Annotated in this window: 17 protein-coding genes; 2 read left to right on the forward strand and 15 right to left on the reverse strand. The window is 64.1% G+C overall.

Going from position 1 to position 13702, the window contains the following annotated elements; all coding sequences use genetic code 11:
- Nucleotides 1–35: 35 nt before the first annotated feature.
- From ACWCOP_RS04850 to ACWCOP_RS04910, 13 genes are all read right to left on the reverse strand, one after another.
- A complete protein-coding gene (locus ACWCOP_RS04850) occupies nucleotides 36–794 on the reverse strand; it encodes a hypothetical protein (RefSeq protein WP_478250094.1) in 759 nt (252 codons plus the stop codon).
- A 267-nt stretch (nucleotides 795–1061) separates the two neighbouring features.
- Nucleotides 1062–1937 carry an S-methyl-5'-thioadenosine phosphorylase gene (locus tag ACWCOP_RS04855; protein WP_478250095.1) on the reverse strand — a complete coding sequence of 292 codons (876 nt, stop codon included), beginning with the start codon at nucleotides 1935–1937 and terminating at the stop codon, nucleotides 1062–1064.
- The gene (locus ACWCOP_RS04860; RefSeq protein WP_478250096.1) at nucleotides 1934–2545 is read right to left on the reverse strand and encodes a GrpB family protein; all 612 of its coding nucleotides are present in this window, start codon (nucleotides 2543–2545) and stop codon (nucleotides 1934–1936) included. Before ACWCOP_RS04860 ends, ACWCOP_RS04855 begins: the two co-directional genes overlap by 4 nt.
- A 91-nt stretch (nucleotides 2546–2636) precedes the next feature.
- Complete coding sequence (locus ACWCOP_RS04865; protein WP_478250097.1) at nucleotides 2637–3446, reverse strand: cytochrome c1; 810 nt, start codon at nucleotides 3444–3446, stop codon at nucleotides 2637–2639.
- Between the two features lie 11 nt (nucleotides 3447–3457).
- A complete protein-coding gene (locus tag ACWCOP_RS04870; protein WP_478250098.1) occupies nucleotides 3458–4768 on the reverse strand; it encodes a cytochrome b in 1311 nt (436 codons plus the stop codon).
- Between the two features lie 9 nt (nucleotides 4769–4777).
- Nucleotides 4778–5392, reverse strand: a complete 615-nt coding sequence (gene petA, locus ACWCOP_RS04875; RefSeq protein WP_478250099.1) for a ubiquinol-cytochrome c reductase iron-sulfur subunit — start codon at nucleotides 5390–5392, stop codon at nucleotides 4778–4780.
- A gap of 482 nt (nucleotides 5393–5874) precedes the next feature.
- Nucleotides 5875–6069 (reverse strand): RHS repeat domain-containing protein, encoded by a 195-nt coding sequence (locus tag ACWCOP_RS04880; protein ID WP_478250100.1) that lies wholly within the window; start codon nucleotides 6067–6069, stop codon nucleotides 5875–5877.
- A 156-nt stretch (nucleotides 6070–6225) separates the two neighbouring features.
- Nucleotides 6226–6726, reverse strand: coding sequence for a hypothetical protein (locus tag ACWCOP_RS04885; RefSeq protein ID WP_478250101.1), 501 nt, complete (start codon nucleotides 6724–6726; stop codon nucleotides 6226–6228).
- A complete protein-coding gene (locus ACWCOP_RS04890) occupies nucleotides 6723–7466 on the reverse strand; it encodes an RHS repeat-associated core domain-containing protein (protein WP_478250102.1) in 744 nt (247 codons plus the stop codon). Before ACWCOP_RS04890 ends, ACWCOP_RS04885 begins: the two co-directional genes overlap by 4 nt.
- A gap of 10 nt (nucleotides 7467–7476) precedes the next feature.
- Nucleotides 7477–7830, reverse strand: coding sequence for a hypothetical protein (locus ACWCOP_RS04895; RefSeq protein ID WP_478250103.1), 354 nt, complete (start codon nucleotides 7828–7830; stop codon nucleotides 7477–7479).
- A gap of 222 nt (nucleotides 7831–8052) precedes the next feature.
- Nucleotides 8053–8472: a hypothetical protein gene (locus tag ACWCOP_RS04900; protein WP_478250104.1), complete on the reverse strand. Its 420-nt coding sequence runs from the start codon at nucleotides 8470–8472 to the stop codon at nucleotides 8053–8055.
- Nucleotides 8460–9257 (reverse strand): RHS repeat-associated core domain-containing protein, encoded by a 798-nt coding sequence (locus ACWCOP_RS04905; RefSeq protein ID WP_478250105.1) that lies wholly within the window; start codon nucleotides 9255–9257, stop codon nucleotides 8460–8462. Before ACWCOP_RS04905 ends, ACWCOP_RS04900 begins: the two co-directional genes overlap by 13 nt.
- Nucleotides 9258–9309: 52 nt before the next feature.
- Nucleotides 9310–9786, reverse strand: a complete 477-nt coding sequence (locus ACWCOP_RS04910; RefSeq protein ID WP_478250106.1) for a PaaI family thioesterase — start codon at nucleotides 9784–9786, stop codon at nucleotides 9310–9312.
- An 80-nt stretch (nucleotides 9787–9866) separates the two neighbouring features.
- Here ACWCOP_RS04910 and ACWCOP_RS04915 point away from each other — a divergent pair, with 80 nt between their 5' ends.
- Nucleotides 9867–10526 carry a TetR/AcrR family transcriptional regulator gene (locus tag ACWCOP_RS04915; protein ID WP_478250107.1) on the forward strand — a complete coding sequence of 220 codons (660 nt, stop codon included), beginning with the start codon at nucleotides 9867–9869 and terminating at the stop codon, nucleotides 10524–10526.
- Here the strand turns inward: ACWCOP_RS04915 and ACWCOP_RS04920 are convergent.
- Nucleotides 10523–11953 (reverse strand): sulfotransferase family protein, encoded by a 1431-nt coding sequence (locus tag ACWCOP_RS04920; protein WP_478250108.1) that lies wholly within the window; start codon nucleotides 11951–11953, stop codon nucleotides 10523–10525. The two genes, ACWCOP_RS04915 and ACWCOP_RS04920, sit on opposite strands and share 4 nt — an antisense overlap.
- Before the next feature lie 181 nt (nucleotides 11954–12134).
- On the opposite strand from ACWCOP_RS04920, the gene hemF reads away from it, so the two are divergent.
- Entirely contained in the window at nucleotides 12135–13034 is a 900-nt protein-coding gene (hemF, locus tag ACWCOP_RS04925) for an oxygen-dependent coproporphyrinogen oxidase (RefSeq protein ID WP_478250109.1), read from the forward strand.
- Between the two features lie 4 nt (nucleotides 13035–13038).
- Here hemF and ACWCOP_RS04930 read toward each other — a convergent pair whose 3' ends face one another.
- Nucleotides 13039–13665 (reverse strand): S24 family peptidase, encoded by a 627-nt coding sequence (locus ACWCOP_RS04930; RefSeq protein ID WP_478250110.1) that lies wholly within the window; start codon nucleotides 13663–13665, stop codon nucleotides 13039–13041.
- Nucleotides 13666–13702 lie beyond the last annotated feature (37 nt).

Below are 13702 nucleotides of genomic sequence, written 5' to 3' on the forward strand. Positions count from 1 at the left end.
GTTGACGGGGTCTTTCCGGACGAAACGGAGCCCCTTTATTCCTGAAGTCGGCGCACCGCTTCGTCATGGGCGGCAGAGCCGGAGGTTTCTGCGGTTTCCAGCAGCGATTGCGCGAGCTCGCGCATGCCGGCCTCCAGCGTGTTCGTAGCGTCCATAACGGCGGCGGCGCGCAGATGCTCAACCGCCTCCTCGCCATGGGCCTCAGCGTCACGGGCCAGCAGCGCGAGGGCGAAGTGATAGGGAATATCGGGTGTGTGCGAGAGCCTGACGGCGGTGCGATAGCGCTCCAGCCCGGTTTCGCTGTCGGCGCCGAACGCGCCTTCGCCGGCCCGGCGGACCACCTCCAGATGCCAGGCGCCCACAAGCGCATTGGCCCAGGGATTGGCCGGGTCGAGAGTCAAGGCCCGCTCCATCTGAGTGCGGCTGCGCTGGGGCAGGCGGGCGAGGGTGGCGCTCAAGGGATTGGTGTAGCGGCCCTGATAGCCGAGCGCCGCAGCGTAGGCGAGGCGGGCGCGCGGATAGTCCGGATCAATATCCAGCGCCGCCCGAGCGAGATTGACGGCCGTGCGCGCCCTTTCGCGCTTCTCGCTCTGTTCGGCTGCGGCCATCTCACCCAGCATCAGCGGAGCGAGCGCGGCTTCGGCCGCCAGCGTCCTGGAGAAAGCGTCCGACGCGCTCGCAGCGAGATCCTGCACCGTGGCCCACTCGCCCGCGTCATAGGCCGCCTGCACACCCGGCTGCGCCAGGGCGGGACTGCTTACGAGCAAGGTGAGACAGGCGAGGACGGCGCGCATTGGACCTCTTTGCCCAATAAATAGGGCGGCGCGGTGGCGCGGCGAGGCTCGCCCTTGGCGGACTGAGGGATCCCGGCTATGCGACCAGCCATATCTAGCTTTCCGCCGGCCACACCATGGAGATCACGCAGACAACGATCGCCGATCAGCTCATGGCCATTTTTCCCGGAGAAAACGCCTCTCCGGCGCTCCGCGACGCCGCTCTAGATCTGTGACTAATCGCCTTTTCGAACCGCGAAACCGGTACCCGCTTTCGCTGAAAAGGCTCTAGCCCAGAACCCGGCCCGCCACCGCGTCAAGCTTGGTGACGAGTTCGGGATCGCGGTGGTCCGGCGCGGTGAGGATGGCGTAATCGAGCGCGGTCTCGATGCCTTGCGGTGAGGTCGTGCGTTCGGTTTTCGCCAGCGTCGCCACCAGGTGGCGCACCAGGGCGTGGGCGGTCTGGGTGTTGGCCTTCATCACCTTGAGGATGGCGTTAATGTCCACATCGTCGTCGGCTGAACGCCAGCAATCATAGTCGGTGACCATGCACATGGAGGCGTAGGGCAGCTCGGCTTCGCGGGCGAGCTTGGCTTCGGGCATGTTGGTCATGCCGATCACGTCCAGCCCCCAGGACCGGTAGAGGGCGCTTTCGGCGCGGGTGGAGAATTGCGGTCCCTCCATGGCGAGATAGGTCCCGCCGCGCTGCACGTGGGCGGCGCCGGCGGCCTCTGCGGCGTCGGCGGCGAGGCTGGAGAGCCGCTTGCAGACCGGATCGGCCATGGCCACATGGGCGACGCAGCCTTCGCCGAAGAAGCTTTTCTCGCGCGCGAAGGTCCGGTCCACGAACTGATCCACGGCGACGAAGGCGCCCGGCGCCAGCTCCTCTTTCAGTGATCCGCAGGCGGACAGGGACAGCACGTCGGTGACGCCGGCGCGTTTGAGGGCGTCGATATTGGCTCGGTAATTGATGTTGGACGGCGGGATGCGGTGGCTCTCGTCATGGCGGGGCAGGAAGACCAGCTCCACGCCTTCCAGCCGGGCATGGACCAGCGCTCCCGACGGCTCGCCCCAGGGCGTATGCAGGCGCTGCTTGCGAATGTCCTCAAGGCCGGGAAGGCCGTACAGGCCGGATCCGCCGATTATGCCCAGTTTCCAGCTCATTCGCCGCTCCTCCAGAACGCGTCGGGCGCGCTGGCCTGCCACCGGTTCAGCTCGGCCCAGCCTTCGGCCGCGCGCAGGGCCGTGGCGATGAAGGGCCGCTTGATGGCCTGATAGGCGTCGCGATCCTTCTTTGTCTTCTCGGCCAGCGCCAGTTTGAACGCGCCGTAATCGCGCCGCGCCGCCGCGTCATCGCGTAAGTAATCGCGCAAGAGGAACGTGTTGCGCGCGCTCGCCCCGCCATTTCTGCGCACATGCACATGGACGCGCCGCTCGGTTTTGGGCTCGCGGAAATATAGCTTTTTCCAGTCGTCCTCGCCGAGGATGGGCGCGGTGTCTTCATGGGGCGGGTCGCCGGTGTTATCGGCGTCGTGCCGGAAGCCGGCTTTGGTCATCCGGTTGATCAGCACCTCAGGTTCGTCCAGGCGGATCACCAGGGCCTGGATGTCGATGACGTCCTTGGCCGCAAGGCCCGGCACGGCGGTGGAGCCCACATGGTCAACCCGCAGCGCATCCTCGCCCAGGGCGCCGGCGACGCGCTCGGCCCAGTCCAGGCCCTCTTCAGCCCAGCCTTGCTGGTGCGGGGAGACGATGACGGGATCTTTTTTCATGGCCTCTGTCTTATCGTGCTTGTGTTCATACGAAAACGGGCCGCCTGCAAGGCAGACGGCCCGGTTCCGAAATTTACGTGGAGCGTGACGCCTAGTGCTTCACATTGCTCCAGACCTGACGGTAGGCGGCGTAGAGCAGCCCGGACAGGATCAGCAGATAGATCATGACCATCAGACCCATGCGCTTGCGCGCTTCCATGTGCGGCTCGCTGGCCCACACCAGGAAGGCGGTCACGTCGTGAGCCATCTGCTCGGGCGTTGCTTCGGTGCCGTCCTCATACTCCACCAGATCAGGCCAGAGTTGGGGCGGCATGGCGATCACGCCGCCAGCCATGTACGGGTTGTAGTACTGGCCCGGACGCAGATCGACGTCTTCGGGGGCCTCGTCCTCATAACCAAGCAGCAGCGAACGGACATATTCCGCACCGCCGTAGCGGGCCTTGATGATCACCGACAGGTCCGGAGGATAGGCTCCGCCATTGGACGCGCGGGCTTGTTGCTCGTTGGCGTAGGGGCGGGGCAGATCGTCAGAGGGCCGGCCGGGCCGCTCGAACATGTCGCCGTATTCGTCGGGCCCGTCCTCGACCTGATAGTTCGCGGCGATGGCGCGGACTACGGGGTTTTCGTTCGGGTTGGGGTATTCGTCCATGTAGAACGGCCCGCCCTCGGAGCCAAGATGGCGGAAGTCCAGCTGGCGCATGCCATGGCAGGCCGAGCAGACTTGCTCGTAGACATGGAAACCGCGTTGCAGGGAGGCCTGATCGAAGGAGCCGAACGGCCCTTCGAAGGACCATTCATGCTCTTCGGGCTTCTTCTGCTCGCCGGCGGCCGCAAGGGCTGCCGGCGTCGCGAGGGCGATCACCCCGAAAGCGGCGGCGAGGAGGCGGTGGATCGATTTCATGTCTCGCACTCCTATTCGGCGGGCGCAGCGGCGGGGGGCGCAGTCGCCTTGCCGCCGGTGTCGGTTTTCTTGCCGGTTCCAAGCACGGAGTCCTCGATGGAGGCCGGGCGCGCGGTCGGCTTCTCGATGAAGCCGAGAACCGGCAGGATCACCAGGAAGTAGGCGAAGTAGTAGATCGTCAAAAGACGGCCCAGCAGCAGGAAGTCCATGCCGATGGCGCCCAGAACGGGAACCTTGTTGTCGGGCAGGGCCTGGCCGGCCCAGCCCAGTCCCAGGCAGGCGATGACGAAGAAGAAGAAGAACCAGCGGGCCAGCGGGCGGTAGCGCAGCGAGCGCACCTTGCTGGTGTCCAGCCAGGGCAGGACGAAAAGCACCGCGATGGCGCCGAACATCAAGATCACGCCGCCCAGCTTGTCAGGCACGGCCCGCAGGATCGCGTAGAACGGCAGGAGATACCATTCCGGCACGATGTGGGCCGGGGTGACCAGAGCGTTCGCCTCGATATAGTTGTCCGCGTGGCCGAGTGCGTCGGGCCAGTAGAACACGAAGAAGGCGAACAGGACCAGGAAGAGCACGATCGCGAACCCGTCCTTGGCCGTGTAGTACGGGTGGAAGGGCAGGGTGTCGTTCTTGGTCTTCACAGTCAGACCGGTCGGGTTGTTGTTGCCGGGAACGTGCAGCGCCCAGACGTGCAGGCCGACCACGGCCGCAATGATGAACGGGATCAGGTAGTGCAGGGAGAAGAAGCGGTTCAGCGTCGCATTGCCGACGGAGAACCCGCCCCACAGCCACTCGGTCACCGGTCCGCCGATCAGCGGCAGCGCGCCGAACAGATTGGTGATCACCATGGCGCCCCAGTAGGACATCTGGCCCCAGGGCAGCACGTAGCCGAGGAAGGCGGCGGCCATCATCAGCAGGTAGATCACCACGCCCAGGATCCAGAGAAGCTCGCGCGGCGCCTTGTAGGAGCCGTAATAGAGCCCGCGGAACATGTGCAGGTACACCGCCAGGAAGAACATGGAGGCGCCGTTTGCGTGGATGTTGCGCAGAAGCCAGCCGAAGTTCACGTCCCGGTCGATGCGCTCGACGGAGTCGAAGGCGTAATCGATGTGGGGCACATAGTGCATGGCCAGCACGATGCCGGTGACAATCTGCACCATCAGGCAGACGGTGAGGATGCCGCCGAACGTGTACCAGTAGTTCAGGTTACGCGGGGTCGGGAAATCCACGAAGGAATCCCAGCCCAGCCGGGCGATCGGCAGGCGCGCGTCAAGCCAGCGCGTCAGACCGGATTTGGGTTCGTAAGTGCTTGGTCCGCTCATGGAACTCTCCTAGCCGAGCCGCAGCGTCGTCGCCGAGATGAAGGTCATCGGCGGGATCGGGAGGTTTTCAGGGGCCGGTCCGCGGCGAATGCGCCCCGAGCTGTCATAGTGCGAGCCGTGGCACGGACAGAACCAGGCGTCGTAATCGCCGGCTTCCGAAGTCGGCACGCAGCCCAGATGGGTGCAGCTCGCGCTGGTGACCAGCAGCGAGGCGCGCACCGCGTCGTCGACTTCCACCCCGTCATTCAGGACCGCGGTCAGCGCCGAGCGGTTCTCATCGGTGGCCGGCGCGCCGTCTTCGATGTTGACGTTGCGCGCATTCCGGTCGGGCAGGGCCGACATCTCGGTTGCGCGTGCGGCCTCGACTTCGGCGGCCGAGCGCATGCGCACGAAATGCGGCTTCGAGCGAAACATCACGGTCATTTCAGAGCCCTCGGAGAGCTCTGCGATGTTGATCTCGGTGGTGGCCTCCGCCAGCGTATCGGCGGCCGGATTCATCTGATCGATGAACGGCCAGATGGCGAACACGCCGCCAACCGCGGTGGCGCCGATCGCGGCGATATAGATGAAGTCCCTGCGGCTGGGCTCTTGCCCGGTCTCGGGATTGTTATTCACGTCCGTCACGTGCCGACCTCTCGATTGGAACCGTCCGCCGAGATGCGAGGATTATCCCCGCAAAGCGCCGGCGGCCAAGCCAGATTTAGAACCGGGTCTCTGCGCGCCGATGCGTCGCGCTGACGCATCACAGGTGTTGTACGCAGAACCCGCCACAGACGCGGCTTAAAACGACCCCCCTCGTTTTTCAACCGGCTTCATGCCGGATGCGGCGCAATTGCGCAGGTGCGCGCGTGCGGGAGGCGTCGCCGAGAGCGTCCAAAGCCCGTGAAGCAGCGCCGGGCAGGCTCCTGAACGGACGGCCCGCCTGCCCGATAGCGGAGCCGAGACCGCCTGCCCCAGATCGTCCTCGGCTCTCGCCATTGGCGAGCGCGAGGTCAAGCTCCTGCGAAGCCCGCCAGCACGCCGACACCGGACATGGCGCCGTTCTCACGGATCGCGGTGAGCCGGCTGGCGGCGCTATAGTCGTACACCCCCTAAAAGCTGCTTGGCTATCCAAGCCCGGTGCGCCGGTTCGCCGCGTCATAGGTGTAGCTCACCGTTCCGTTGGGGCCAGCCTGGAGGATCAGCCGCCCGCGCGCATCCCAGGTGTTGGTGATCGTGCGCCCGGCCGCCGAGGCGGTGAGAAGGTTAGAGAAATTGTCGTAGGTGTAGCCCGAGCCCGGCGTGCCGGACGGTGCGGCCACATTGGTGACCCGGCCAAGGGCGTCATAGGTGTAGGTGAAGGTCTGGTTCGAGCGCGTGATGCGCGACCCGAGGCGACCGTTGGCGCAAGGGAAACAGGTGTGTGTCCCCGATTTTTGTCCAGATGGCGGCTGCTACGAACTGGGCGATTCCCCTTGCTAGCCATCGCCCTCCCATAGGTCGTCGTCAGAAAGCAGGGGGTGAGGATGGGCTTCATAATAAGCTGGACAGGTGAACCGAGACCCTAACCTTGAATTATTCTGCTCGGAAACCGTCACAATCACTCCTATCTGGTGGTGTTCCAAAGCTCTTTCGAACTCTGAATCTGAAACCGGATAATTGATAATGAGCTCCAGGATCGCGCCGTGCCGCGCCTCGCAGTCGATCTGGTAGGCCGGGTCGAGCGACATTCTCACCTGATAGGCGCCCACCCATTCCACGATTTCAATCTGGTACTTCTCACTTGCGAACCGCTTCGGGTAAGAGCTCAGTATGTTGTGGGCGTGCGCCAAAAAAAGGGCATCGCGTCCATAGAACGTGCAGGTGCGCTGGACCGGCACGCCGCCGGGCGGGATATCGTAGCGCTCGTATGGGTCGGCGCAGCTGTCGGGCCAGTCGCTGGCGGTGAGCGCAAGGACTAACGCGGGCAACCAGATCATGGGCAGGTCTCCATTACAGTTCGACCACCTCTTGGAAAACCACCCAATCGCGACCCTGGGAGAGTGAGTGCGCCAATACGATCGGGGCCGACAACATACTCCGACAACGAAGCTGTGCGGTTCAATTGATAGAAGTCGCCCCTAAGCGCGTTCTGGTCCCGAAGTGAAAACCGATTGGCGTGAGTGCTTCCTGAGGGTTGGCTATGCCACGTTGCGCTAAAGTTTCGCATATCCGTGACTTCGGGCGGTCGTACCGAGCCGCCGCCAGGTAGTCCGATCGCAAGCGGCCCGTGGACGTATCCTCCATGGCGAAAATATATTCGACCCGCGACTTCGCTCCCCGTGCGCGCCGTGAATTCTCTTGCCGCCTCAGCGACTGCTGCGACCGCGCCGTCCAACGATGCGAATGCATGAGATGTCGGTGATTGGCCTTCGGATATTGACACTTTTGGACAGGAGTTTGAAGGCTGGTGTTCACCCTGCGTGATAGACTTTTCCACGCTCTCAAGCGATACCCGGTTCAATGTGGCGTAGTTTTCGCGAAGTACGGAATCGCGCAGCGCGCGCCAGCGCCGTGCGACGCGGCAATTGACGTCACAATCGGGGGCCGCACCCATGACGACGATCACATCCTTGGACAACCCCCATGGATCGCCGAAATTCACCGGGTCTCCACCCACATAGGCGTAGAGATTCATCCCGCCTGAGTGGCCGATGGGATCGGCCTGCATGAAGCGCATGAGGCGGGGGTTATAGGCGCGGTTTTTTGTAGTGATAGAGGCCGGCGTCGCTTAGCCAGGTCTGGCCGGTGTATTGATAGCGGCCGGTATTGGTGGGGCCGGGATTGCCGTACTCGTCATAGGTGAGGGTGGCCGTGAGGGCTCCAGAGCTGTTGGTGTGGGCGATGATGCTTCCGCGCGCGTCGGCGTGCAGGAAGGTGCGGTTGCTGGTCCCCGCGCCGGCGTATTCCACCAGCGGCTCATCCATGCCCGGGCCGTGCACCCAGCGTGTGCGCACCGCCCCGGTGGAGTCGTTGTACGGGGCGATGGCGCCGCGAATCGAAATTCTAGCTTCACCGATCTGACCGCCAACCCCTGACGCCACCCCAAATGGTCATGATAAGGATACAAATTGCCAATATGCCATCAACATTAAAACCAATTATCTGAAAACGGAAATTGAATAAATAAAATACCCCGAAGGAAATAAATAACAATATGTATAAGATTAAAACATAATCAATTTTTATTATTACAGATCTTTCGATTTGGCCTAGAGGCGATTCGGAACATCGTTCTGGCGTCGTCTTACGCATCAATGATACTATTAATTATCAAAAAGCATGAATGTATAGGTGTATGTCCCATTTCGATCGCTAATCAAGGACAATTTTCTATTATTATTCATAATAATTTCTATTTTTTTTTGCCCTATATTCTGCGTCTCGGGCGAAATCGGATGAATGACAGTCGTACCATAAGATTTTATGGGGCCGTCGTAGGATCGGATTCTTGAACTGCCCAACACTGATTTGAAATCATTTATTTCCGACGGTTTTGCAGGCGTCGCGTACATGTAACTCTCGTAAAAGCCATTCTCCGTATCTTCTTGGGGGATCGCAATATACATGCCGCTATCGGTTTCAAATAAAATTGAAACAACTTCCATGGGCTTTCTCGGCCAATCGAGCAAAACATGAATTTGGCGGGCATCTTCGAGAATACGCTTATGTATCATGTCGGGCATATATTGCCTTCTCCACCTGTGAAATGAATTGTCTCTGGCTCGGTCAGCTGGAACGTGTTGGCTGGTATGTCTATCCGCCAGCGACCGTCCCTTACACTCCTTCGCAACTGTATACCGGTGGGATACGATCGCATAAGGATATCAGCTCTGCCGAATTGCGGGCTTACTCGCGTGGACGTATCGCCCGCAAGCCGGCTTAGCCCCGTGAATACAGCCACGGCATCGTTATAGCCGCCGGGGAGGTCAGTATTATATCCATACCCACTATGCCTCGGGTTTTGTCCCTTTGACTCCCCATGGGGCGTAAAGTCTATGGGGCAAAACGGTTGTTCTCCCTCATCCACCCTCGGCTGCAGGTTGCTAACTCCCACCTCACCCACATCAAAGCCCACGTAGGCTGCGTTCCGCAGGACGCGCCTATTTTCGTCTCGGATCGAGTCCGCCAGCGCCTCCCACAGGCTCGCAAGCCGAATCCTTTTGCCACAGATGGTCCCGAATGCATCACAGTCTGTTGGGGGCGGCGGATCATGCGGTACTTGGTTTACAAGGCGGCTCAACCCCCACGGATCGCCGTAATTCACAGGGTCTCCGCCCACATAGGCGTAGAGATTCATCCCGCCTGAGTGGCCGATGGGATCGGCCTGCATGAACCGCATGAGGCGGGGATTATAGGCGCGGTTCTTGTAGTGATAGAGGCTGGCGTCGGCGAGCCAGGTCTGGCCGGTGTATTGATAGCGGCCGGTATTGGTGGGGCCGGGATTGCCGTACTCGTCATAGGTGAGCACCGCGATGCGGGCCGGAGTCGGCGCCCTTTCATCGCCGCCGGGCCTGGAGCCGTCACCCCACCGGGGTGATCGTGGCCTGGGCCACCGCGATGAGTTTCTCCTTGTTTCCCTGCTCGGCGATGACGTCGACGCGCACGGTGACCTGGCGCTTGCCGGCCTTGACCACGTGGGCGCGGGCGCGGAACGCCTCGCCGATCCCGGGCGCGAGGAAGTTGAGGGAGAACTGGCTGGTGACCACGTCGCCCACCAGTGTGGCGGCGGCGTAAGCTGCGGCGTTGTCGGCCAGGAAGCCCACCAGCCCGCCATGGAGGAAGCCGTGGTGCTGGGTCATGTCCTCGGACCGCAAGACGAGCCGGGTCTCCACCACGCCGTCCTCTGCCTTGAGGATCTCCAATCCGGTCCAGCGCGTGAAGGGCTGCATCTTGACGACCTCACGCAGGAGCGCGGCGTCGACTTTCACGCCCGCCGCGGCCTGGCGGCTGGCGGCCTTGGCGGGATGTCCCGCGCCGGATTTGTCATTCTCAGCCATGCTTGTCTCCCGTCTAGACCGACCGGTCTATATAGACACGGGCCGCCGGACCAGGGCAAGGTGAATTCAGGGAGCCCGCCATGGCTGAAAAACTCGAGATCAAACGCAGGACAAGTCCGACGCCCGAAGAGCCGCGCGCAGCCACGTCCGCACAGGGGCGCGCCGGCGCTCCGGATTCGCGCGCGCGCCTGATCAGCGCGGCGGCCCGGCTTTTTCAGGAGAAGGGCTACGCCGCCACCGGGCTGTCGGATATCCTGACCGTGGCGGGCGCCCCCAAGGGCTCGCTCTATCATCATTTTCCCGGCGGCAAGGCGGAACTGGCCGCCGCCGCCATGCGCGGGGCGGGCGGGCTCCTGCGTGAGACGCTGCGCGCGCGCCGTGAGACGGCCGATGACGCCGCCGGCGCCATTGAAGCCTTCGCCAGCGATCTGGCCGGTTGGCTGGAAGGGTCAGGCTTCACGCGCGGCTGTCCGCTCGCCACAGTGGCGCTGGAGCAGACCCCTAGCGAGGGCGATCTGGCCTGCGCCATCGCCGGCGCGTTCTCGCGGACGGTGGAGGCGCTGGCGCAGATGATCACCGATGACGGGGCGCCGCCGGATCGGGCCCGGCGCCTGGCGGGCCTCACCCTGGCGGCGCTGGAAGGCGCCATGATCCTGGCGCGCATTCAGCAATCGGGCGCGCCGGTGCGCGAGGCGGGCGCCGAGATGGCGCGCCTGGTGCGCGCCGAGCGCTGCGCCTAGACAAGACCCGCCCGCTTCAGCGCCGCTTCCACCGGTTCAAACCGTGATCCCACACGTTTGTGCACGCCCACCGGGTCGGCTTTCAGCACGTCGGCGCGAAGCCAGGCTTCGGCGGTGACCGGCGCCGGATCAACGCCCAGGAACGCCGCCAGCGGCTTCATGGCGGCGGCCGGGTCGGCGACAAGATCTTCATAGGCGAGGGTGTGGATGCGGTCGCCGAACAGGGCGTCCCAGCGTGCGCAGAGCTGCCTATGGGAGGCCAGAACGCGCGCAATGTCGTCGGGGTGATAGCTCCAGTTGCGGCCGCGGCGGAACCGGCGCGCGTAGATCGCCCAGGCCAGATCGCGGGGCTCGCGGGTGATGCGGATGAATTTCGCCGCCGGAAGCGACAGCCCCATGACGCCGGCCGCCATTTCAGTGAGGGCTGACGGGTCGATCACCCGGCGCGCGTCGCGGCCCACCTGTTCGCCCAGGCGGGCCAGATAGGTGTGGGCGATGGAGGTGAACAGGCCCTCGCTTTCCCCGCTGTCCAGCTCGCGCAGGAGCGCTTCGCTGTCATGATCGCCGAGCGGCGAGGCGGCCATCCAGAACAGCGCGTTGCGCCGCGCCAGCCGGGCCACGCCGTCGCCGGCGCACAGGGTTTTCGCGATCCAGTCAGCGCCGGTGCAGGGTGGTGCGATGATGAAGACCGGGCGCGCGTCGAGCACGCCGGCCTCCTCATTGGCCTTCGCGAAGCGGTCGTCGTAAGTCGCGGCGATACGGCTCATAGCGTGCTGGTGGGTGGCTACGTCGAAGGGCGCGCTCTGGCGGAAAAAAGCGGCGGCTTCTGCGATTCGGCGGGCGGCGATCTCGTGATCACCCAGCGCGTCATAGGCGCGCGCCAGGGCGTAGGACAGCACGCCGCGATCGCGGTCCGGCGTCTCGGCGGGAAAACCGATACGCAGCTCCTCCATGGCCAGCAACGCTTCGTCCCCACGCTTGAATGCGCGGACCTCAGCCAGACCTTCCCAGGCGAGGGCGTCGGAGCCGTTCAGATTGATGGCGGCCTTGAACCGGTCATGGGCGGCGCTGGAGCGACCGAGCTCTATCAGGGCGCGCCCGGCCCGGCGATGAAGATCGGCCTCTCCGGGAAAGCGCTGGATCTGCGCCTCCAACACGGCGAGGGCGCCGCCATGGTCGCCCATGGCCGACAGCGCCGAGGCGATCCAGACATGGGATTGGGGATAATTGGGGGCCGCCGTCACAAGCAGCTTTGCTGCGTCGAGCGCAGCGATCTCGTCACCGGCCTCGAGCGCGGCGCCGGCGACACCGGCCCAGTCCGACCCCAGCGCAGGCGCCGCCGTGATCAGGGCGCGCGCGGCGATGGAGACAGCCAGCAGGTCCTCCGATTGAAGCGCGGCCTGGAACTGGGCGAGGGGATCTGACATGGGCGGGCTCGAACGATGATTGTAATAGGAGGGCGAGCCTAGCCGCGCTCGTGTTTGCGCGCCAGCGCCCGGCGCCGCATGTGGACGACGATGCAGATTTGCGGCGCAAGCGCCGGCCGCGGCTTGCCAAATCGGGCGGCGCGCGCTTGTCTCGCAACATCCAGAATTTCAAGGACTCGCCATGACCGATCTCGCCCAACCCGCCGCCGATACTCTGGAGGAGCGCCGTGCGCGCGCCCGCGCCTGGTTTGAATCGCTGCGCGACCGGATCACCGCGGCGTTCGAGGCGCTGGAGGACAAGGCCGATCCCGCGCTGTATTCCGGCGAGGCGGGGCGGTTCGAGCTGAAACCCTGGAGCCGCGGCGGTGAAGGCGACGATCTGGGCGGCGGCGTCATGGGCATCATGCGCGGGCGCCTGTTTGAAAAGGTGGGCGTGCACGTCTCCACGGTGTTTGGCGAGTTCAGCCCGGAGTTCGCCGGCCGGGTGCGCGGCGCCGAGGACGATCCGCGCTTCTTCGCCACGGGTATTTCGCTGATCGCCCACCACCGCAATCCGCACGTGCCGGCGGTGCACATGAATACGCGCTTCATCACCACCACGGTGAACTGGTTCGGCGGCGGCATGGATCTCAACCCCACCCAGGATTACCAGCGCGACAAGAGCTTTGTGGACACAAGGGACTTCCACGCCGCCGCCAAAGCGGCCTGCGACGCCCATGGAGAGGATTATTACGAGCGCTTCGACGCCTGGTGCGAGGAGTATTTCTGGCTCAAGCACCGCGCCGAGCCGCGCGGCACCGGCGGGATTTTCTACGACCATCTAGACACGGGCGATTTCGAGGCGGATTTCGCGTTCACCCGCGATGTGGGTATGGCCTTCGCGGACATCTATCCGAAGATCGTCGAGCGCCGGATGGGAGAAAGCTGGACCGAGGCCGATCGCCGCGAACAGCTGATCCGCCGCGGCCGCTACGCCGAATTCAACCTCCTATATGACCGCGGCACCAAGTTCGGCCTGGAGACCGGCGGCAATATCGAGAGCATCCTCTCCTCCATGCCGCCCGAGGCGATCTGGCCTTAGGGGCCTACTGGCTCGCCCACACGATCCGCGCGATCCAGAGGATCTCAGCCGGATCGAGGATCCGATCCTCATAGTCCGGATTGAGGCTGATCAACTCCACCGTGCGGGCGGTGACGCGGCCGAGTTCCTTGGCCATCACCTCGCCGCCGCGGGTCTTCACCACAACCCGGTCGCCGCGCCGGGGCGGGGCGTCGGGCGCCACCACGATGCGGTCGCCGTCACGGTAGACCGGGGCCATCGAGTCGCCGGAGATTTCCAGCGCATAGGCGTTGTCGTCCTCGACTCCGGGAAAGCGCACCTCTTCCCAGCCGGCGCCGGCGGGAAACCCCGCATCGTCGAAAAAGCCCTGGCTGCCGGCTTGCGCAAAGCCGATCAGCGGCACCGAGCGGCCCGCCGCGCCTCCACCCGCGAGCGCGGCGAAATCTTCAAAATTCACCCGCGCCGCATTCAGCGCCTTGGAAAGGCTCTCGGTCGAGGGCCATCGCGGCTTCAAGCCGTCGGTGCTGACCCGCTTGGACGGGTTGAAAGTGGTGGGGTCCAGTCCTGCCTGGCGGGCGAGGCCGGACGGGGACAGGCCGGCGCGCTGGGCCAGGCGGTCAATGCCGCGCCAGATCTGGGCATGGGTGAGCATGGCCGGTCTCTCTCATGATTTGTGATCCTTTAGCAGG

The organism is Apolloniradiicaulis salifontis (genome assembly GCF_053756655.1).

Coding starts and splice junctions, on each gene's coding strand:
- ACWCOP_RS04900 (WP_478250104.1), bottom strand. CDS start 8,472: ATGCCCGACATGATACATAAGCGTATTCTCGAAGATGCCCGCCAAATT.
- ACWCOP_RS04865 (WP_478250097.1), bottom strand. CDS start 3,446: ATGAAATCGATCCACCGCCTCCTCGCCGCCGCTTTCGGGGTGATCGCC.
- ACWCOP_RS04850 (WP_478250094.1), bottom strand. CDS start 794: ATGCGCGCCGTCCTCGCCTGTCTCACCTTGCTCGTAAGCAGTCCCGCC.
- ACWCOP_RS04870 (WP_478250098.1), bottom strand. CDS start 4,768: ATGAGCGGACCAAGCACTTACGAACCCAAATCCGGTCTGACGCGCTGG.
- ACWCOP_RS04930 (WP_478250110.1), bottom strand. CDS start 13,665: ATGCTCACCCATGCCCAGATCTGGCGCGGCATTGACCGCCTGGCCCAG.
- ACWCOP_RS04860 (WP_478250096.1), bottom strand. CDS start 2,545: ATGAAAAAAGATCCCGTCATCGTCTCCCCGCACCAGCAAGGCTGGGCT.
- ACWCOP_RS04855 (WP_478250095.1), bottom strand. CDS start 1,937: ATGAGCTGGAAACTGGGCATAATCGGCGGATCCGGCCTGTACGGCCTT.
- ACWCOP_RS04910 (WP_478250106.1), bottom strand. CDS start 9,786: ATGGCTGAGAATGACAAATCCGGCGCGGGACATCCCGCCAAGGCCGCC.
- hemF (WP_478250109.1), top strand. CDS start 12,135: ATGACCGATCTCGCCCAACCCGCCGCCGATACTCTGGAGGAGCGCCGT.
- ACWCOP_RS04915 (WP_478250107.1), top strand. CDS start 9,867: ATGGCTGAAAAACTCGAGATCAAACGCAGGACAAGTCCGACGCCCGAA.
- ACWCOP_RS04885 (WP_478250101.1), bottom strand. CDS start 6,726: ATGATCTGGTTGCCCGCGTTAGTCCTTGCGCTCACCGCCAGCGACTGG.
- ACWCOP_RS04920 (WP_478250108.1), bottom strand. CDS start 11,953: ATGTCAGATCCCCTCGCCCAGTTCCAGGCCGCGCTTCAATCGGAGGAC.
- ACWCOP_RS04890 (WP_478250102.1), bottom strand. CDS start 7,466: ATGCGCTTCATGCAGGCCGATCCCATCGGCCACTCAGGCGGGATGAAT.